This is a genomic window from Streptomyces subrutilus (assembly GCF_001746425.1).
Lineage (GTDB): Bacteria > Actinomycetota > Actinomycetes > Streptomycetales > Streptomycetaceae > Streptomyces > Streptomyces subrutilus_A.
Genome location: NZ_MEHK01000001.1, coordinates 1,698,844 through 1,717,462, shown reverse-complemented (window position 1 = coordinate 1,717,462; position 18,619 = coordinate 1,698,844). Strand labels below are relative to the sequence as shown.

17 protein-coding genes are annotated in these 18,619 nt (G+C 74.3%); 15 read left to right on the top strand and 2 right to left on the bottom strand.

The features are described 5' to 3' along the window. Positions 1-3: 3 nt before the first annotated feature. Both BGK67_RS08760 and BGK67_RS08755 read left to right on the top strand, forming a co-directional pair. Positions 4-789: a 3-oxoacyl-ACP reductase gene (locus BGK67_RS08760; protein ID WP_069919546.1), complete on the top strand. Its 786-nt coding sequence runs from the start codon at positions 4-6 to the stop codon at positions 787-789. A gap of 112 nt (positions 790-901) precedes the next feature. Next, positions 902-2,179 carry a haloacid dehalogenase-like hydrolase gene (locus BGK67_RS08755; protein ID WP_069919545.1) on the top strand — a complete coding sequence of 426 codons (1,278 nt, stop codon included), beginning with the start codon at positions 902-904 and terminating at the stop codon, positions 2,177-2,179. A gap of 33 nt (positions 2,180-2,212) precedes the next feature. Here the strand turns inward: BGK67_RS08755 and BGK67_RS08750 are convergent, their stop codons facing one another. Next, positions 2,213-3,415: an amino acid deaminase/aldolase gene (locus BGK67_RS08750; RefSeq protein ID WP_069919544.1), complete on the bottom strand. Its 1,203-nt coding sequence runs from the start codon at positions 3,413-3,415 to the stop codon at positions 2,213-2,215. 152 nt (positions 3,416-3,567) lie between these two features. Between BGK67_RS08750 and BGK67_RS08745 the strand changes: the two genes are divergently transcribed. From BGK67_RS08745 to BGK67_RS08735, 3 genes are read left to right on the top strand one after another with little or no spacing between them, the layout of a single operon-like run. Next, a complete protein-coding gene (locus BGK67_RS08745) occupies positions 3,568-4,380 on the top strand; it encodes a hypothetical protein (protein ID WP_069919543.1) in 813 nt (270 codons plus the stop codon). Continuing rightward, positions 4,377-5,630 (top strand): type VII secretion-associated serine protease mycosin, encoded by a 1,254-nt coding sequence (gene mycP, locus BGK67_RS08740; RefSeq protein ID WP_069919542.1) that lies wholly within the window; start codon positions 4,377-4,379, stop codon positions 5,628-5,630. The genes BGK67_RS08745 and mycP overlap by 4 nt, the downstream gene beginning before the upstream one ends. Positions 5,631-5,651: 21 nt before the next feature. Beyond that, on the top strand, positions 5,652-6,392 hold the full coding sequence (locus tag BGK67_RS08735) for an SseB family protein (RefSeq protein ID WP_069919541.1): 741 nt from the start codon (positions 5,652-5,654) through the stop codon (positions 6,390-6,392). Positions 6,393-6,470: 78 nt separating this feature from the next. Here the strand turns inward: BGK67_RS08735 and BGK67_RS08730 are convergent, their stop codons facing one another. Next, a complete protein-coding gene (locus BGK67_RS08730; protein WP_069919540.1) occupies positions 6,471-6,857 on the bottom strand; it encodes a DUF1844 domain-containing protein in 387 nt (128 codons plus the stop codon). A gap of 354 nt (positions 6,858-7,211) precedes the next feature. Here BGK67_RS08730 and infC point away from each other — a divergent pair, with 354 nt between their 5' ends. The 10 genes from infC to BGK67_RS08680 all read left to right on the top strand — a co-directional run bounded on the left by infC (position 7,212) and on the right by BGK67_RS08680 (position 18,616). After that, positions 7,212-7,922, top strand: a complete 711-nt coding sequence (infC, locus tag BGK67_RS08725; protein ID WP_069919539.1) for a translation initiation factor IF-3 — start codon at positions 7,212-7,214, stop codon at positions 7,920-7,922. A 104-nt stretch (positions 7,923-8,026) separates the two neighbouring features. Then, a complete protein-coding gene (rpmI, locus tag BGK67_RS08720) occupies positions 8,027-8,221 on the top strand; it encodes a 50S ribosomal protein L35 (protein WP_069919538.1) in 195 nt (64 codons plus the stop codon). 104 nt (positions 8,222-8,325) lie between these two features. After that, on the top strand, positions 8,326-8,712 hold the full coding sequence (gene rplT / locus BGK67_RS08715; RefSeq protein ID WP_007263143.1) for a 50S ribosomal protein L20: 387 nt from the start codon (positions 8,326-8,328) through the stop codon (positions 8,710-8,712). A 173-nt stretch (positions 8,713-8,885) separates the two neighbouring features. Continuing rightward, entirely contained in the window at positions 8,886-9,743 is an 858-nt protein-coding gene (locus BGK67_RS08710) for a TrmH family RNA methyltransferase (protein WP_069923719.1), read from the top strand. A 56-nt stretch (positions 9,744-9,799) separates the two neighbouring features. After that, positions 9,800-11,152 (top strand): sensor histidine kinase, encoded by a 1,353-nt coding sequence (locus tag BGK67_RS08705; protein ID WP_069919537.1) that lies wholly within the window; start codon positions 9,800-9,802, stop codon positions 11,150-11,152. 150 nt (positions 11,153-11,302) lie between these two features. Next, complete coding sequence (pheS, locus tag BGK67_RS08700) at positions 11,303-12,430, top strand: phenylalanine--tRNA ligase subunit alpha (RefSeq protein ID WP_069919536.1); 1,128 nt, start codon at positions 11,303-11,305, stop codon at positions 12,428-12,430. Further along, on the top strand, positions 12,430-14,958 hold the full coding sequence (gene pheT / locus BGK67_RS08695) for a phenylalanine--tRNA ligase subunit beta (protein ID WP_069919535.1): 2,529 nt from the start codon (positions 12,430-12,432) through the stop codon (positions 14,956-14,958). The genes pheS and pheT overlap by 1 nt, the downstream gene beginning before the upstream one ends. A gap of 190 nt (positions 14,959-15,148) precedes the next feature. Then, positions 15,149-16,354 (top strand): SpoIIE family protein phosphatase, encoded by a 1,206-nt coding sequence (locus BGK67_RS39960; RefSeq protein ID WP_069919534.1) that lies wholly within the window; start codon positions 15,149-15,151, stop codon positions 16,352-16,354. 331 nt (positions 16,355-16,685) lie between these two features. Further along, entirely contained in the window at positions 16,686-18,026 is a 1,341-nt protein-coding gene (locus tag BGK67_RS08685; RefSeq protein ID WP_069919533.1) for an NsdA family TPR-like regulatory protein, read from the top strand. Positions 18,027-18,088: 62 nt separating this feature from the next. Beyond that, on the top strand, positions 18,089-18,616 hold the full coding sequence (locus BGK67_RS08680) for an NUDIX hydrolase (protein WP_432215426.1): 528 nt from the start codon (positions 18,089-18,091) through the stop codon (positions 18,614-18,616). The last annotated feature ends 3 nt before the right edge of the window (positions 18,617-18,619 follow it).

The window sequence follows — 18,619 nt, the reverse complement described above, 5'->3', positions numbered from 1 at the left end:
GCAATGAGCACTGAAGAGACCGTCTGCCGCCGCCTGGTCGGCCGTACCGCCGTCATCACCGGAGCCGGCAGCGGCATCGGCCTCGCCACCGCCCGCCGCCTGGCCTCCGAGGGCGCCGACGTCGTCTGCGGCGACATCGACGAGACGGCCGGCAAGGCCGCGGCCGAGGAGGTCGGCGGCACCTTCGTGAAGGTCGACGTCACCAGCCCCGAGGAGGTCGAGGCCCTCTTCCAGACGGCCTTCGACACCTACGGCTCCGTCGACATCGCCTTCAACAACGCGGGCATCTCGCCGCCGGACGACGACTCGATCCTCACCACCGGCCTGGAGGCCTGGAAGCGGGTCCAGGACGTCAACCTCACCTCCGTCTACCTGTGCTGCAAGGCCGCCCTCCCCTACATGCAGCGCCAGGGCCGCGGCTCCATCATCAACACCGCCTCCTTCGTGGCCGTCATGGGCGCCGCCACCTCCCAGATCTCCTACACCGCCTCCAAGGGCGGCGTGCTGGCCATGTCCCGCGAGCTCGGCGTGCAGTTCGCCCGCGAGGGCATCCGGGTCAACGCCCTGTGCCCCGGACCCGTCAACACCCCGCTCCTCCAGGAGCTGTTCGCCAAGGACCCCGAGCGCGCCGCCCGCCGGCTCGTGCACATCCCGCTGGGCCGGTTCGCCGAGCCCACCGAGATCGCCGCCGCCGTCGCCTTCCTCGCCAGCGACGACTCCTCGTTCATCAACGCGACCGACTTCCTCGTCGACGGCGGCATCTCCGGCGCGTACGTCACCCCGCTGTAGCCCGCCCGGCCGCGCCCGGCCGCGCCCGGCCCATCCAGCCCAGCCGGGCACCGCGAGGTGCCCGGCTGCTCCCTTTCCCGGACCCCGACCACCGAAGACCCCGAGGAGCAGCATGCACAGAAGACGGGCGGCCCCCCTCGCCCTCATGGCCGTCACCGCCTCCGGACTCCTCCTGGCACCGCCGGCCCAGGCCGGCCAGGCCGAGTGCCCCCGGGTGACGATCGGCGCGGGCTGGTACGGGGACAACCAGGCCCGCCTCCAGCGCCTCGTCGATGAGTACGGCCGCTGCGGCCCCCACGGGGCCGGCGGCCGCACCAAACCCGTCGCCGTCTTCGACTGGGACAACACCGTCGTCAAGAACGACGTCGGCGACGCCACCATGTTCTGGCTGCTGCGCAACGGCAGGCTCCGCCAGCCCGCCCACGGCGACTGGACCACCACCAGCCGCTTCCTCACCCCGGCCGCCGCCGGCGCGCTGGCCGGCGCCTGCGGGCCGCTCGCCCGACCCGGCACACCGCTGCCCACGGGAACCCCCGGGGGCGCGGCCTGCGCCGACGAGATCAACAGCGTGTACGGCACGGCCGCCACCCGGACCGGCGCCGCCGCCTTCGCCGGCTGGGACCGCCGTACGACCGAGCCCTCGTACGCCTGGCTCGCCCAGCTGATGCGGGGCTGGACCGCCCGCGAGATCCGCGGCTTCGCCGCCGCCGCCCGCACCGAGAACCTCACCGCGCCCGTCGGCGCCGTGCAGAAGGTCGGCAGCGGCACCGCCACCGGCTGGGTCCGCTACTACGACCAGCAGAAGGATTTGGTGCGCGGCCTGCGGAAGGCCGGCTTCGACGTCTGGATCAGCTCCGCCTCGCCCCAGCCGGTCGTGGAGGTGTGGGCCGAGGGCGCCGGCATCGACGCGGACCACGTGATCGGCATACGCAACACCACCGGGCGGGACGGGAAGTTCACCGCCCGCCTCCAGGGCTGCGGATCCGTCCGGGACGGCGCCGACACGATGATCACGTACATCGACGGCAAGCGCTGCTGGATCAACCAGGAGATCTTCGGCGTGCGCGGTGCGGCCGCCGAGAAGGTCCAGCCCGCCTCCCGCCGGCAGGTGTTCGCCGCGGGCGACTCCGACACGGACATCTCGTTCCTGCGCGACGCGACCGCCCTGCGGCTCGTCGTCAACCGCAACAAGAACGAGCTGATGTGCCGGGCGTACGACAACAGCGACGGGCGCTGGATCGTCAACCCCATGTTCATCGAACCGAAGAAGCAGAAGGCCGCCCCGTACCCGTGCGCCACCGCCGGCTACGTCGACCGCGACGGCACGACCGGCCCCGCCCTGCGGGACGACCGGAGCGTCATCCCGGACCAGGCGGACTCGGTCTTCTAGGCCTCCGGCCCCCCGGCGGGCCCGGTCACAGCACTAGAGGAAGGTGCGGCCCTCGCCCCGGTACGTCGGGGCGGCGGCCGTCACCCGGTCGCCCTCCACCAGGTGCAGGGCGTCGAACCGCTCGCACAGCTCGCCCGCCTTCGCGTGGCGGAACCAGACCCGGTCGCCGATCAGCAGATCGTCGGCCGGGCTGCCCAGCAGCGGGGTCTGCACCTCGCCGGCGCCCTCCTGCGGGTCGTAGCGCAGGCCCTGCGGCAGGTACGGGACGGGCAGCCGGTCCGCACCCGGCGCCCCCGAGGCGGGATACCCGCCGCCGAGCACGGTCACCACGCCCACCCCGGGCCTGCGCACCACCGGCTGGGCGAACAGCGCCGCCGGCCGACCGCTGAACGAGGTGTAGTTGTCGAACAGCCGCGGCAGGTACAGCCCCGACCCGGCGGCGATCTCCGTCACCGCCTCCTCGGCGGCCGTCTGCGCGACGCTGCCCGTCCCGCCGCCGTTGACGAACTCCAGGTCCGGCACCACCGCCCGCACCGCCCGCACCACCTCGGCCCGCCGCGCCGCCAGCTCCCTGCGGGCCGCGCCCTGCATGAGCCGGATCGTCCGCGACCGCACCGGCCGCCCGGCCAGCGCGTCCCCGACCCCGGCGACGTGGCCCTCGTACGCCATCAGCCCGACCACCCGGAACCCGGGCCGGGCGGCGACCGCGCGGGCCAGCTCGGCCAGCTGCGCCGGCTCCCGCAGCGGCGACCGGCGCGCCCCGACCCGTACCCGCCCGCCGAACAGCCGCAGCGCGGTGTCCAGCTCCAGGCAGACCCGGATCTCCTGGGACCCGCCGTCCCGCGACCGGTCGATGAGCTCCAGCTGCGCCACGTCGTCCACCATCACCGTGACCGCGCCGGCCAGCTTCGGATCGTCCGCCAGCTCCGCGAAGGCGCCCCGGTCGGCGGACGGATAGGCGAGCAGCACGTCCTCGAACCCCGACCGGGCCAGCCACAGCGACTCGGCGAGCGTGTACGACATGATCCCGGCGAACCCGGGCCGGGCCAGGACCCGTTCGAGGAGCGCGCGGCAGCGGACGGACTTGCTGGCGACGCGGACGGGCTTCCCGCCGGCCCGGCGCACGAGGTCGTCGGCGTTGGCGTCGAACGCCTCGAGGTCCACGACGGCCAGCGGCGCGTCCAGGTGCGCGGTCGCCCGGTCGTACCGGGCGCGGTCGGCGGCGGGGGAGTTCATGGCGGGAGCTTGCCAGACGCGTCTACCGATGGGTAGGGGTCCGCGACCGCCCCGGCCCGGCCCGGGCCGCCGCCCCCGCCGGGCTCCAGCGCGCCCGGAGGACCGTAGAGTACGGGCAGGCAGCCGTACGGAACGGGGGGCGGAGCCGCCGGATGACCACGACGACACCGCGGACCGCGGTCCTGGGCGAGCCCGAACCGCCCCCGGGCCCCGGCCGGATCCCGCCGCCCCCCGCCGCCGCGCCGCGCCGCCGCCCCGGACGGGTCCTCGCCGCCGTGCTGTGCGCCCTGCTCGGTGCCGGGCTCGTCGGCGGCGCCGGAGCCGACGCCTGGCTCGAACACCGCGCGGCCCACCGTCCGTTGTCCGCCGACGCCGTCTACCGCGGGGCCGGGTCGCTGTGGCGGTCCGCCCCCGTGGACTCCCTCTTCCCGCCGGTCCTCGCCGGCCCCGCGGCCGGCCCCGGCGGCGCGAACCGGATCTGGACCCGGATCGCGCTCGCCCCCGACGCCGACTGCCCGGGCGCGCTCCCCGCGGACTGGCAGGGCCTGTTCACCGCGACCGGCTGCACGCGCGTGCTGCGCGCCACCTACACCGACGCCACCCGCAGCTTCCTGATCACCGCCGGCATGGTCTTCACCCCCGGCGACGCCCGCGCGATGAGCGCCCTGACCGGCCGGCTCACCGCCCCGCCCGCGTACGGGTTCGCCGACGCCCAGCGCGCCGCCTGGACCGCGTCCGTCGCCGACAAGGCCCCCGTGGTCGTCTACACCGTCTCCTCCTTCGCCGACGGCCGCCTCCTGGACGCGCCCCGCCCCGCCGAGGACGTGATGAAGAAGGAAGCCGCCGGCGCCGTGGCCCAGGCGGGCCTCGGCCACGAGGCCAAGGCCGTAGCCGACCGCATCGGCAACGGCCTGGCGCTGCTCGCCGACCCGCCCGCCGCGCCCGCCCCCGAGGCGTCCCGATGAGGCCCCGGCGCGGAGCCGCGGTGCAGCCCCGCCGTGCGCTCCTGCGGGGCGCCGCCGCCCTGGCCGTGGCCGCCGTCCTGACGGCCGCCACCGCGGCTCCGGCCGCCGCCGACTCGATCCGCGACCGCCAGTGGGGGCTCCTGGCCCTGCGCGCCGAAGAGGCCTGGGGCACCACCCGGGGCGACGGAGTCACCGTCGCCGTCCTGGACACCGGGGTGGACGGATCCCACCCCGACCTCGCCGGACAGGTCCTGGAAGGCACCGACGTCATCGGCATGGGCGCCGGCCGCGGCGACCGCTCCTGGGCTCGCCACGGCACCGCCATGGCCGGCATCATCGCCGGGCACGGCCACGGCCCCGGCCGCGGCCAGGGCGTCCTCGGCATCGCCCCGCAGGCCAGGATCCTGCCCGTCAGGGTGATCCTGGAGGAGGGCGACCCGGGCCGCGCCCAGGCCCGCGACAGCAAGGGCGGCGCCCTCGCCGAGGGCATCCGCTGGGCCGCCGACCACGGCGCCGACGTGATCAACCTGTCCCTCGGCGACGACAGCGACTCCGCCCACCACGAGGCGGGGGAGGACGAGGCCGTGCAGTACGCCCTCGCCAAGGGCGTGGTCGTCGTCGCCTCCGCGGGCAACGGCGGCGAGAGCGGCGACCGCGTCTCCTACCCGGCCGCCTACCCGGGGGTCATCGCCGTCGCCGCCGTCGACCGGCGCGGCCGCAAGGCCAAGTTCTCCACCCGCAACTGGTACTCCACCGTCAGCGCCCCGGGCGTCGACGTGGTCATCGCCGACCCCGACCGCTCGTACTACGAGGGCTGGGGCACCAGCGCGGCGGCGGCCTTCGTCTCCGGAGCCGTCGCCCTCGTCAAGGCCGCCCACCCGGACCTCTCCCCGGCCCAGATCAAGAAGCTGCTGGAGGACACCGCCTCCGACAGCCCGGCCGGCGGCCGCGACGACGCCCGCGGCTACGGGATGGTGGACCCCGTCGCGGCCCTCCAGGTCGCCGAGGCCGTCCAGCCGGAGCCGCCGGTCCCCGCGCCCGCCGCGGCCGACGTGCCGTACTTCGGCCCCGGCCCCGATCCGGCCCGCCCGCCCGAGCGCGGGGCCCGCCTCGGCGCCTCGGAGGCCGCGGCCGCCGGCGCCGTACTGCTCGTATTGGCCGCCGTACTGGCCCGCAGGCCGCGGCGCGGCACCCGGGGCAGGACCCGCGGCCGGCAACCCCTCACGCCGCCGTCGCACCCGGCACAGTAGGGTCGGGTAACTGTGGCGAACATGGCGAACAAGAACATTCCCGACCCGGGCTTCTCCGACGACGACGGCTCGGCCGACCCCCGGCTGACCGCGGCCCTGGCCGCCTGGGCCGAGGACCGCTCCCGCGAGCCGGAGGTGCTGGCGGCGCTGAAGGACGCCCGCCTGCTGGTCCCCGTCGTCGCCGTCCTCGGCGAGGTGGAGACCGACCCGCAGACCGGTCTGCGGCGCGAGAAGACCAGCGACATGGCCGTCCCCACCCTGCGCGCGGGCGACCGGCGGGCGCTGCCCGCCTTCACCTCGACCGCCTCGCTCGCGCTGTGGGACCCGGCGGCCCGGCCGGTGGCGGTCCCGCTGCACCAGGCGCTGGCGGCCGCCGCGCACGAGAAGGCCGACACCGTGGTCCTGGACCTCGCCGGCCCGGTCACCTACCAGCTGACCGGCTCCGCCCTGCTCGCCCTGGCCGAGGGCCGCACCGAGGCGGGCCCGCTGGCCGACCCGGCCGTACGGGAGGCCGTACGGGCCGCGGTGGCGGCGGAGGGTGCCGTGCTGCGCGCGTACCTCGGCCCCGGCGGCGCGGACTCCGACGGCACCCTCGCGATCGTCCCGGCCGAGGCCGGCCAGGCGCAGCCGGCGGCCCGCCGGGTCGCCGAGGCCCTGGCGGCGGACGCGACCCTGCGGGCCCGGCTGGTGCGCGGGCTGGACCTGGCGCTGCTGCCGCCGGACGCCCCGGCCCCGCCCGGCGAGCCGCTGTTCACCCGCTGAACGTCCGCCCGCACGGCTGAGGGGCGGGGCTCCGGGAACGCGTCCCGGAGCCCCGCCCCTCAGCGGTACGGCGGCGGCTCAGCCGAAGACGGGGCCGGTGAACTTCTCGCCCGGCCCCTGGCCCGGCTCGTCCGGGACGATGGAGGCCTCGCGGAAGGCGAGCTGGAGCGACTTCAGGCCGTCCCGCAGCGGGGCGGCGTGGAAGGAGCTGATCTCGGTGGCGCTCGCGGTGACCAGGCCGGCCAGGGCCGTGATCAGCTTGCGGGCCTCGTCGAGGTCCTTGTGCTCGGAGTCGGGCTTGTCCAGGCCCAGGTTGACCGCCGCGGCGCTCAGCAGGTGCACGGCCACCGTGGTGATCACCTCGACGGCGGGGACGTCCGCGATGTCGCGGGTCATGGCGTCGTAGTCGGGCGATTCGGGTGCGGTGTCGGCAGCGGGGTCGGCGGGGAGGCTCGCGTCAGTCATGCTCCACACGATAAGCCGGGCGTAGCGGACCCCCGACCGGAGCACCAGGCGAGCGGCTCTGGCGCGGAATGCTATATTGGGCTACGACCGGCCGGAGACGTACGTCCCCGGCCACAAGTGGAGGCTCCGATCTCCCACCCGACCACCCTCCGGGGCGGCGGGTCACCGGTCAGGCGGCATCCATCGTTCCGTACGGACGATGGAAAGCTGCCCGAGTCTGCGCCCCGCGGTTCGCACGCGGCGGTGCTCCGGTCGTTTTTGGAGCCCCTGCCTGTGCCCGGCGGGGCTTTTTTCATTCTCCCGCCGCGGTCGGTCTGACGGAAATACACGTCAGCGGCTGTCTGCCAGGCAGCCGTGTGGTGCTACCGAGGAGGATCCATCAGCACCGAGCCCCGCATCAACGACCGGATTCGCGTTCCCGAGGTACGACTCGTCGGTCCCAGCGGCGAGCAGGTCGGCATCGTGCCGCTTGCCAAGGCGCTTGAGCTCGCGCAGGAGTACGACCTCGACCTGGTCGAGGTCGCGGCGTCCGCACGCCCGCCGGTCTGCAAGCTCATGGACTACGGCAAGTTCAAGTACGAGTCGGCCATGAAGGCCCGTGAGGCGCGCAAGAACCAGGCGCACACGGTCATCAAGGAAATGAAGCTCCGGCCGAAGATCGACCCGCACGACTATGACACCAAGAAGGGTCACGTCGTTCGGTTCCTCAAGCAGGGCGACAAGGTCAAGATCACGATCATGTTCCGTGGTCGCGAGCAGTCCAGGCCGGAACTCGGCTTCCGACTGCTGCAGCGCCTCGCGGCCGACGTCGAGGACCTCGGGTTCATCGAGTCGAGCCCGAAGCAGGACGGCCGAAACATGATCATGGTCCTCGGTCCGCACAAGAAGAAGACCGAGGCGATGGCCGAAGCCCGCGAGGCGCAGGCCGCACGCAAGGCGGAGCGCCAGGGTGTGGCCGCCACCGACGAGGAGGCTCCTTCCGAGGAGACCGCCGAGGCCGGGGCGACCGCCGAGGATGCCGACGTCACCGAGGCCGCCGCCGACGAGGCGAACGCCGAGGCCTGATTCCGGGGCAGCCTGTCCCGGATCACCGACACAACATGACGCTCCCGTCACCCGGTCCCGAACCGGACCGGGGGGAGCGCCACCGACGAGGAGATAACGGCGCTATGCCGAAGAACAAGACGCACAGCGGGACCAAGAAGCGCTTCAAGATCACCGGCTCCGGCAAGGTGCTCCGCGAACGCGCCGGCAAGCGCCACCTGCTCGAGCACAAGTCGTCCCGCATCACCCGTCGCCTCACCGGCAACGCGGAGATGGCCCCCGGCGACGCCGCGAAGATCAAGAAGCTTCTCGGCAAGTGATGTTCTCCGCTCCCGCGCCGGGAGCGGATGAGCGTCAAGACCGGGACCCCATCGAATTCGGGCCGTGTGAAGACAACCACGGCCCCGCTACAAGGAGTTAAAAAGTGGCACGCGTCAAGCGGGCAGTAAACGCCCACAAGAAGCGCCGGGCAATCCTCGAGGCGGCCTCCGGCTACCGCGGTCAGCGTTCGCGCCTGTACCGCAAGGCCAAGGAGCAGGTCACCCACTCGCTGGTCTACAACTTCAACGACCGCAAGAAGCGCAAGGGCGACTTCCGTCAGCTGTGGATCCAGCGCATCAACGCCGCTGCCCGCCAGAACGGCATGACGTACAACCGCCTCATCCAGGGTCTGAAGGCCGCCAACATCGAGGTGGACCGCAAGATCCTCGCCGAGCTGGCCGTCAACGACGCCAACGCGTTCGCCGCGCTGGTCGAGGTCGCCCAGAAGGCCCTCCCGGCCGACGTCAACGCCCCCAAGGCCGCCGCGTAAGGCCTGGCCGGCCGCGTAGGCGGTCGGCACCCTCGGACCCGCAGGCGAATCGCCTGCGGGTCCGAGTGCTTTCCCCGCACGGCAGGGGCGCCCGGGCACCGCCCGCCCCCCCCGCACCGCCCGCGCCCCGCGCGCCCCGCACCCCGAGAGAGACCGCAGAGACCATGGCTGACCTGGGTCACCACGAGCTGATCTCCCCCCGATCCCCCCGGGTGGCCGCCGCCAGGCGACTGGCACGGCGCAACTTCCGCACCAAGGAGCGCCGGTTCATCGCCGAGGGCCCCCAGGCGGTCCGCGAGGCCGTCGAGCACCGCGGGTCCGAGGGGGCGTCGACCCTGATCGAGCTGTTCGCCACGGTCGAGGCCGCCGAGCGCTACCCGGAGATCATCGACGCCGCGCTGGCCGCCGGAGCCCGGGTGCACCACGCCTCCGACGAGGTGCTCGCCGAGGTCTCGCAGACCGTCACCCCGCAGGGCCTCGTCGGCGTCTGCCACTTCCTCGACTCGCCCTTCGAGGAGATCCTCGCGGCCGAGCCCAGGCTCGTCGCCGTCCTCGCGCACGTCCGCGACCCCGGCAACGCCGGTACGGTGCTGCGCTGCGCGGACGCCGCCGGAGCCGACGCCGTCATCCTGACCGACGCCTCGGTGGACCTGTACAACCCCAAGTCGGTACGGGCCTCCGTGGGCTCCCTCTTCCACCTCCCGGTCGCGGTCGGCGTCCCCGTGGAGCAGGCCGTCCAGGGGCTGCGCGCGGCGGGCGTACGGATCCTCGCCGCCGACGGGGCCGGCGAGGACGACCTCGACGCCGAGCTGGACGCGGGCACCATGGGCGGCCCCTCCGCCTGGGTCTTCGGCAACGAGGCCTGGGGCCTGCCCGCGGAGACCCGGGCCCTCGCGGACGCCGTGGTACGGGTCCCGATCCACGGCAAGGCGGAGAGCCTGAACCTCGCCACGGCCGCCGCCGTGTGCCTTTACGCCTCCGCGCGAGCACAGCGGGCGCCCGGAGGGTGCCGCTCCGTGACCCCCAGCTAGTAATGTGGCGGCCCGGGGGGCCCACGGCGCTACTCGGAGATGTGGGGTACGGGGACATGACCGTCGGTACGAACAGCTCACCGGGGCCCTCGCGGGCCGCGCACGCGGCCGAGGAGCGGTTCGGATACGCCCCCGAATCCCCGGCCGCCGACGGCGGGCTGCCCGGTGTACCGCCGCAGTCGGCGGAGCCCGCCCGCGGCCGCGCACCGGTACCGCCCGCTCCGCGCGTTCCCGACCCCGGCGCCGCCGTGCGTGCCGGCGCCGCGCAGACGGCCGGCCCGGGGCGCGGCCCGCTCTCCGGCACCCGGGCGGCCGCGGAGGCGTCCGCCGGGCCCGGCGCCGCCGGCGTCGCCCCGGGCGACGGCCTCGGCCTCGGGCTGGACCCCGACGAACTGCCCGACGGACTCGTCGTCGCCGACGACACGGGACGGGTGATCTGTTTCAACGCGGCGGCCGCGCGGATCACCGCCATCGCCGCCGGCCAGGCCCTCGGCACCCTCATCGACCGCGCGCTGCCCCTGGAGGACCTCGAGGGCCGCCGCTGGTGGACGCTGACCGACCCGTACGGGGGCCTCGCCACCCGCCGCGGGCAGCCCGAGCGGAACCTGCTGCTCCCCGGCGGCCGCGAGGTGCTCGTCTCCGCCAGCTACATCCGCACGCACCCCACCGGCCCCCTGCGCCGCCTCGTCATCACCCTGCGCGGCACCGAGGCCCGCCGCCGCACCGAGCGCAGCCACGCCGAGCTGATCGCCACGGTGGCGCACGAGCTGCGCTCCCCGCTGACCTCCGTCAAGGGGTTCACCGCGACCCTGCTCGCCAAGTGGGAGCGGTTCACCGACGACCAGAAGCGGCTCATGCTGGAGACGGTCGACGCCGACGCCAACCGCGTCACCCGCCTCATCACGGAGCTGCTCGACATCTCCCGGATCGACTCCGGCCGCCTCGAGGTCCGCCGCCAGCCCGTGGACATCGCCACCGCCGTCGGCCGCCACGTCCAGGCGCTCACCGCGAACGGCCAGGCCCCCGAGCGGTTCCTCGTACGGGTGAGCCGGCCGCTCCCCGACCTGTGGGCCGATCCGGACAAGATCGACCAGATCCTCGGCAACCTCCTTGAAAATGCGGTGCGCCACGGAGACGGAACGGTCACCATCGACGTATCGCCGCACGAGAAGGGAACCGCCGTCACCGTGTCCGACGAAGGCCCCGGGATCCCCGAGGAGTCGATGGGCCGCGTCTTCACCCGCTTCTGGCGGGGGAGCAAGCGCGGCGGCACCGGCCTGGGCCTGTATATCGTCAAGGGCATCGTGGAGGCGCACGGCGGCACCATCACGGTCGGCCGCGGCCCCGGCGGCGGCGCCGAATTCCGATTTATCCTGCCCGTGAGCGCCCCGGCCTACCTCACGCAGTAGCACTGCTGAGCGTCTTGCCAGGCGGCCCACGGGCTCCTTCACCCCCGGCGACCTTTAGACTCGTCCTTTGGCACCTTTGTGTCTCTGTGTCGATCGGTCTGATCGCGCCGTACGGGGACCACCAGCCAGCCATCGGAAGTACGGGAAGAGATGTCGGCACCGAACAAGTCGTACGACCCTGTCGAGGTCGAGGCACTGAAACCGGAAGAGATCGAGCGCATGCGGGACGAGGCGCTCGCCGCCTTCGCGTCCGCCGGCGACCTCGACGCGCTGCGTGAGGCGAAGACCGCGCACATGGGCGACCGCTCGCCCCTGGCGCTCGCCAACCGCGAGATCGGCGCGCTGCCCCCACAGGCCAAGGCCGAGGCGGGCAAGCGCGTGGGCCAGGCCCGCGGCGCCGTGAACAAGGCCTTCGGGGCCCGCACCGTCGAGCTCGAAGCCGAGCGCGACGAGCGGGTGCTGGTCGAGGAGGCGGTGGACGTCACGCTGCCCTACGACCGCGTCCCCGCCGGCGCCCGGCACCCCCTGACCACGCTGATGGACCGCATCGCGGACATCTTCACGGCCATGGGGTACGAGGTCGCCGAGGGCCCCGAGGTCGAGGCGGAGTGGTTCAACTTCGACGCCCTCAACTTCACGCCCGACCACCCGGCACGCCAGATGCAGGACACCTTCTTCGTCCAGGGGCCCGAGGGCACCGAGGGCGACGAGTCCGGCGTCGTGCTGCGCACCCACACCTCCCCGGTGCAGGCGCGTTCGCTGCTGGAGCGCAAGCCGCCCGTCTACATCGTCTGCCCGGGCCGCGTGTACCGCACCGACGAGCTCGACGCGACGCACACCCCGGTCTTCCACCAGGTCGAGCTGCTCGCCGTCGACGAGGGCCTGACCATGGCCGACCTCAAGGGCACCATGGACCACATGGTCCAGGAGCTCTTCGGCGAGGGCACCACCACGCGCCTGCGCCCGCACTTCTTCCCGTTCACCGAGCCGTCCGCCGAGATGGACATGCAGTGCTACGTGTGCCGCGGCGAGTCGGTGGGCAACCCCGACCGCCCGTGCCGCACCTGCTCCAGCGAGGGCTGGATCGAGCTCGGCGGCTGCGGCATGGTCAACCCCAAGGTGCTCGTCGCCTGCGGCGTGGACCCCGAGAAGTACAGCGGGTTCGCCTTCGGGTTCGGCATCGAGCGGATGCTGATGTTCCGCCACAACGTAGAAGACATGCGAGACATGGTCGAGGGTGACATCCGTTTCACCCGGCCGTTCGGGATGGAGATCTGATGCGGGTCCCGCTTTCTTGGCTGCGGGAGTACGTCGACCTCCCCGCGGGCGCCACCGGCCGCGACGTGGCCGCCAAGCTCGTCGACGCCGGCCTCGAGGTCGAGACGGTCGAGCAGCTCGGCGGCGGGCTCAAGGGCCCGCTCGTCGTCGGCCAGGTACTGACCATCGAGGAGCTCGAGGGCTTCCGCAAGCCGATCCGGTTCTGCACGGTCGACGTCGGCCAGGCCAACGGCACCGGCGAGCCGCAGGAGATCGTCTGCGGCGCCCGGAACTTCTCCGTCGGCGACAAGGTCGTCGTGGTCCTGCCCGGCGCGGTCCTGCCCGGCGACTTCGCGATCGCCTCGCGCAAGACGTACGGCCGCACCTCGCACGGCATGATCTGCTCCGGCGACGAGCTGGGCATGGGCGACGACGGCACGCACGGCATCATCGTGCTGCCGCCCGAGCACGAGGTCGGCACCGACGCGATCGAGCTGCTCGAGCTCGTCGACGAGGTCCTCGACATCGACATCACCCCGGACCGCGGCTACTGCATGTCCCTGCGCGGCGTCGCCCGCGAGGCGGCCACCGCGTACGGCCTGCCGCTGCGCGACCCGGCGCTGCTCGACGTCCCCGTGCCGAACTCCTACGGCTACCCGGTCAAGGTCGAGGACCCGGCCGGCTGCGACCGCTTCACCGCCCGCACGGTGACCGGCCTCGACCCCGACGCGCGCTCCCCGATCTGGCTGACCCGCCGCCTGCAGAAGGCGGGCATGCGCCCGATCTCGCTCGCCGTCGACATCACCAACTACGTGATGCTCGAGCTCGGCCAGCCGCTGCACGCCTACGACCGCTCCCGGATCGACGGCGCCATCGGCGTCCGCCGCGCCGAGCAGGGCGAGAAGTTCACCACCCTCGACGGGGTCAAGCGCACGCTCGACTCCGAGGACCTGGTGATCACCGACGACAGCGGGCCGATCGGCCTGGCCGGTGTCATGGGCGGCGCCGACACCGAGATCGCCGACTCCGTCACGGACCCGGAGACGGGCGCCGTCACCGGCACCACGGCCGTGGTGATCGAGGCCGCGCACTTCGACTCCGTGTCGATCTCGCGCACCGCCCGCCGCCTGAAGCTCTCCTCCGAGGCCTCAAAGCGCTTCGAGCGGGGCGTCGACCCGCTGGCCGCCGCCGCGGCCGCGCAGCGGACCGTCGACCTGCTCGTGCTCCTCGCGGGCGGCACCGCCGAGGCCGGTGTCACCGAGTTCCTCGCCCCCGGCGCCCCGCGCACCATCGCGATGCGCGCGGACCACCCGGACCGGGTCGCGGGCATGGAGTACGGCCGCGAGACCGTCGTGCGCCGGCTCCAGGAGGTCGGCTGCGACGTCTACGGCCAGGACGAGCTCGTCGTCACCGTCCCCTCGTGGCGGCCCGACCTCGCCGCGCCCAACGACCTCGCCGAAGAGGTCATCCGGCTCGAGGGCTACGGGAACCTCCCGTCGACCCTGCCGCAGGTGCCCTCCGGCCGCGGTCTGACCCCCCGCCAGCAGCTGCACCGCCGGGCCGGCCGTGCGCTGGCCGGCGCGGGCTACGTGGAGGCGCTGAGCTACCCGTTCCTCGGCGAGCAGGTCTTCGACCAGCTCCAGCTCCCCGCGCACGACGCCGCCCGCCGGGTCGTCAAGCTGGTCAACCCGATCTCCGACGAGGAGCCGGCGCTGCGCACCACGCTGCTGCCGGGTCTGCTCGGCGCGCTGCGCCGCAACGACAGCCGGGGCAGCCACGACCTCGCGCTCTTCGAGACCGGTTCGGTCTTCCTGGCGGGCGAGCAGCCGGGTGTGGCCGTACGGCTGCCCGTCGACCGCCGTCCCACGGACGAGGAGATCGCGACTCTGGACGCGGCCCTGCCCGCGCAGCCGCGTTACGCCGCGGTCGTGCTGGCCGGTGCCCGCGAGCAGGCCGGCTGGTGGGGCAAGGGCCGCCCGGCCGACTGGGCGGACGCCGTCCAGGCCGCGCGGGCACTGGCCGTCGAGGCCGGCGCGGAGCTCGTCGTCCGCCAGGGCCAGTACGGCCCCTGGCACCCGGGCCGCTGCGCCGAGCTGGTCGTCACCCTCGACGGGGTCGAACAGGTCATCGGCCATGCCGGTGAGCTGCACCCGCGCGTGGTCAAGGCGATGGGCCTGCCGGCCCGCACCAGCGCGATGGAGCTCGACCTCGACCGCCTCGCGGCGGCCGGCGGCGAGGCCCTCCAGGCGCCCCGGATCTCCTCCTTCCCGGTGGCGACCCAGGACGTCGCGCTGATCGTGGACGCGTCCGTGCCGGCCTCGGACGTGGAGGCCGCGCTGCGCGAGGGCGCGGGCGAGCTCCTCGAGTCGCTCCGCCTGTTCGACGTGTTCACCGGTGAGCAGGTCGGCGAGGGCAAGAAGTCCCTGGCGTACGCGCTGCGCTTCCGCGCGGCCGACCGCACGCTGACCGCCGAGGAGTCCACGGCCGCGCGCGACGCGGCGGTGGCGCTCGCGGGCGAGCGGACCGGGGCGGTGCTGCGCGGCGCGTAGCACCTGCCGCAGGTTGTGACCGGCCGGTTCAGGCAGGTCGGGGGGCGTATCCGGAGCACCGGATACGCCCCCCGCGCCTTGACGGGCCTGGGGGGACCCCCCACCTCACTCGTTCGGGTGAGAAGGTCGGCGACCCGTGTCCGGGGCACCGGGTGGTCGGCACAATCGTTGCGGCCGAGGGGAGGCCGCGATGATCGGGGAGAAGCCCCAGGTTCGCCGGGTGTGCGTCTTCGCGTGGGGCGGCGCCGCGGTGTCCTGGGAGCTGTCCACCCCCGGGCGGCTGGTGCCGAGCCTGGCCACGTGCGCCGCCTTCCTGCTCCTGGCGACGGGCTGCGCCCTGCACATCCGGCGCGGACTGGTCGCGGAGCTGCGGCGTTCGCAGGAGATCGCGGGAGCCGCCCAGCGGGCGCTGCTGCGGCCGCTGCCCGCACGGATGGACGGACTGGCGCTGGCCGCCGCGCAGCTGTCGGCGAGCCGGGGCGCGGCGGTGGGCGGGGACCTGTACGAGGCCGTGCCGACGGCGCACGGGGTCCGGGTGGTCATCGGGGACGTACGGGGGCACGGCCTGCCGGCGCTGGGTGCGGCCGCGGCGGTCCTCGGGGCCTTCCGCGAAGCGGCGTACGACGAGGTGTCGCTGGGCGGGGTGCTGGTGCGGATGGAGCGGGCGCTGGCCCGGCACCTGCGGGACCGGGCCCGCGCGGAGCATCCCGCCGCCTGCTCCGGCGAGCCCCAGTCCCCGTCGGCAGAGGAGTTCGTGACGGTGCTGCTCCTCCAGATCGCCCCGGACGGCACCCTCCTGGCCTTGAACTGCGGCCACCCCTGGCCCTACCTGCTGCGCCCGGCGACGGCCCCGGAGCACCCCGCTCCGCGCGGCCCGGGCTCCGACCCGGAGCCCGCGCCTCACACGCCGGCGGGGCTGGATGTGGCGGAGCTCGGCTCGAAGGCGCCGTCCGGCGGACCGGATCGCCGCAGAGCGGCGCTTTCAGCCCCGACGGCGTGCGAGGCGCGGGCGCGGGGCGCCGTACGGGGTCCGGGGCGGAGCCCCGGTTTCGGGAAGGGGCGGGGCGGGGGAGGCCCCGCGCAGCGGCTCACCGACGTGCGAGGGTTGGACGGCGAGACCATGCCACCGCTCGGGGTGGTGCCGCTGCCACGCGATCCGCAGCCGCACACGTGCGGTGAACTGCGGCCCGGCGAAACCCTGTTCCTGCACACCGACGGCGCCGCAGAGGCCCGGAACGCCGCCGGCGCGTTCTTCCCCCCGCGACGCGTCCTCGCGGAGGCACCGCTCACGCCCGCGCGGCTGGTAGCGGGCGTGCACACGGCCCTGCTGCGGCACACCGGCGGGCGGCTCGCCGACGATGTCGCCCTGCTGGTGCTCCGCGACGACCGGGCCTGAACCCGCCGCTCCGGCGGACCCGGCCAGGCCGGCCCCGCCAGGCCGGTCCCGCCGGGCCCGGCGACCAACCGGGCGCCGGCGGGAACCGGCACGCCGCCCGCCTGCCGTGGAGTGTCGGGCAGACAGCAGAACGGGCGGCGCGGTGACGGGTCGTCGCACTGTACGAGGGGGAGCCGACGACCCGGGCTGCCTCTTGGCGAGGCCCTTAAGTGAAGCGCTCCTGCGCCCCCCGGCGGCAGAGTGCGTATCGCATTTATGCGCGTACTTGGTTCACACCCCGTGTGAACCAAGTACCCACTAGCCTGAGACCGACGAGCCCCGGGAGCGGCCCATGCAGCCCAACGTCCTGCTCGACGCCCTCCTCGCCGAGGCGGGCATGTCACACGCCGGACTCGCCGCGTACGTGAACCAGGCGGGCCGCATCCGCGGACTCGCCCTGCGCTACGAGCACACCGCCGTGGCCCGGTGGCTGAAGGGCCAGCGGCCCCGCGGCCAGGTCCCCGACCTGATCTGCGAGGTGCTCGGCGGCCGGCTGGAGCGGCCCGTCGGGCTGGACGACATCGGCCTCGGCGTACCGGGCCTGCCCGCCGCCCCGCACGCCTCCCCGCTCAGCGGGTTCGTGGACCGTGCCGCCGCTCTGTGGCGGGCCGACGGCCAGGCCCGGCCCCAGCTGCTCACGGCCGGGGCCGTCACCGGAACCCCCGCCGTCATCCCGGTCTGGGAGTGGGAGAACCCGCCCGAGGACGCCGACGTCTCCCGCGAGGGACCGGACAGGATCGGGCCCGAGCACATCGAGATCCTGCGGGCCGCCCGCGCCCACTACGAGCTGATGTACCGCCGGGCCGGCGGGGTGGCCACCCGGGACCGGATCGTCCGCTTCCTTGGCAGCGAGACGGCCCCCATGCTGCGCGGCAGTTACCCCGACGCCCTCGGCCGGCGGCTGCACCGGGCCACCGGCTCCCTGGTGGCGGTGGCGGGGATCTGCGCCTACGACTCGGACGCGCACGGGCTCGCCCAGCGCTACTTCCACCAGGCCCTGCGCCTGGCCAAGGCGAGCGGGGACCGCGGGCTCGGGGCGTACGTCATCGCGCTGCTCGTCAACCAGTCCCTGCACCTGCGGGAGTACCGCCAAGCGGTGGCCTTCGCCGAGGCCGCGCTGCGCGCCGCGGGCCGGGACACCACCCCGGCGCTGGCGGCTGACCTGTACGCGATGCAGGCCAAGGCCTACGCGCAACTCGGCGACGCCCGGGCCGCGTTGGCCTGTATCCGCCATGCCGAGGCGGCGGCCGAGCGGATCCGACCGGGCGCCGAACCGGACGAGACCGGCTACGTGCAGCCGGGGCTGGTCAACGTCCAGGTCGCCGAGGCGCTGCTCGGTCTGGGGGACCTCGCCGGCGCGCACGAGCAGGCGGCCGCGGCCGTCCGCACCCCCGCGCACGACCGCGGCCGGGTGCACCGGCTGGCGATGCTGTGCGAGATCCAGCTGCGGCAGGGAGAGGCGGACCGGGCGGTGGCGGCCGCGGCCGAAATGGCCGAGCGGGCCAAGGGGATGGAGTCGCTCCGGCTGCGCGACCGGTTGCGTGCGGTCCGCGAACGGCTGCTGACCAGCGGTTGTTCGGGCGCGGAGGAGACGGCCCAGCTCATCGACGGGGCGCTGCGCGTTCCCCTGTGACGGTTTCAACTGCTGCCATGTTGCCACCAATCCGAACGGAAGGCGGCACAACCGTGCAGTGGATGAACCTGAGTGAGCAGACCGTGTACAAAAACCGCTGGTTCGATGTGAACCTCGCCGATGTGGAACTCCCCGACGGCCGGCATCTGGACCACTTCGTGATCCGGCTGCGCCCGGTCGCCGTCGCCACGGCCGTCAACGAGGCCAACGAGGTGCTCCTGCTGTGGCGGCACCGCTTCATCACCGACAGCTGGGGCTGGGAGCTGCCCGCCGGGGTGGTCGAGGACGGGGAGTCCGTCGAGGGCGCGGCGGCGCGGGAGATGGAGGAGGAGTCGGGCTGGCGGCCCGGCCCGCTGCGGCACCTGATGACCGTGGAGCCGTCCAACGGGCTGACCGACGCCCGCCACCACCTCTACTGGGCGGACGGGGCGACCTTCATCGGCCATCCCGAGGACGGTTTCGAGTCCTCGCGCCGGGAGTGGGTCCCGCTCGAGCTGGTGCCCGACATGATCGCGCGCGGGGAGATTCCGGCCGCCAACATGGCGGCCGGGCTGCTCCTGCTGCACCACCTCAGGCTCGGGCAGCCGTAGGGG

Coding starts and splice junctions, on each gene's coding strand:
- BGK67_RS08705 (WP_069919537.1), top strand. CDS start 9,800: ATGACCGTCGGTACGAACAGCTCACCGGGGCCCTCGCGGGCCGCGCAC.
- BGK67_RS08735 (WP_069919541.1), top strand. CDS start 5,652: ATGGCGAACAAGAACATTCCCGACCCGGGCTTCTCCGACGACGACGGC.
- BGK67_RS39960 (WP_069919534.1), top strand. CDS start 15,149: ATGATCGGGGAGAAGCCCCAGGTTCGCCGGGTGTGCGTCTTCGCGTGG.
- pheS (WP_069919536.1), top strand. CDS start 11,303: ATGTCGGCACCGAACAAGTCGTACGACCCTGTCGAGGTCGAGGCACTG.
- mycP (WP_069919542.1), top strand. CDS start 4,377: ATGAGGCCCCGGCGCGGAGCCGCGGTGCAGCCCCGCCGTGCGCTCCTG.
- rpmI (WP_069919538.1), top strand. CDS start 8,027: ATGCCGAAGAACAAGACGCACAGCGGGACCAAGAAGCGCTTCAAGATC.
- BGK67_RS08755 (WP_069919545.1), top strand. CDS start 902: ATGCACAGAAGACGGGCGGCCCCCCTCGCCCTCATGGCCGTCACCGCC.
- BGK67_RS08760 (WP_069919546.1), top strand. CDS start 4: ATGAGCACTGAAGAGACCGTCTGCCGCCGCCTGGTCGGCCGTACCGCC.
- BGK67_RS08680 (WP_432215426.1), top strand. CDS start 18,089: ATGAACCTGAGTGAGCAGACCGTGTACAAAAACCGCTGGTTCGATGTG.
- BGK67_RS08730 (WP_069919540.1), bottom strand. CDS start 6,857: ATGACTGACGCGAGCCTCCCCGCCGACCCCGCTGCCGACACCGCACCC.
- pheT (WP_069919535.1), top strand. CDS start 12,430: ATGCGGGTCCCGCTTTCTTGGCTGCGGGAGTACGTCGACCTCCCCGCG.
- BGK67_RS08745 (WP_069919543.1), top strand. CDS start 3,568: ATGACCACGACGACACCGCGGACCGCGGTCCTGGGCGAGCCCGAACCG.
- BGK67_RS08685 (WP_069919533.1), top strand. CDS start 16,686: ATGCAGCCCAACGTCCTGCTCGACGCCCTCCTCGCCGAGGCGGGCATG.
- BGK67_RS08750 (WP_069919544.1), bottom strand. CDS start 3,415: ATGAACTCCCCCGCCGCCGACCGCGCCCGGTACGACCGGGCGACCGCG.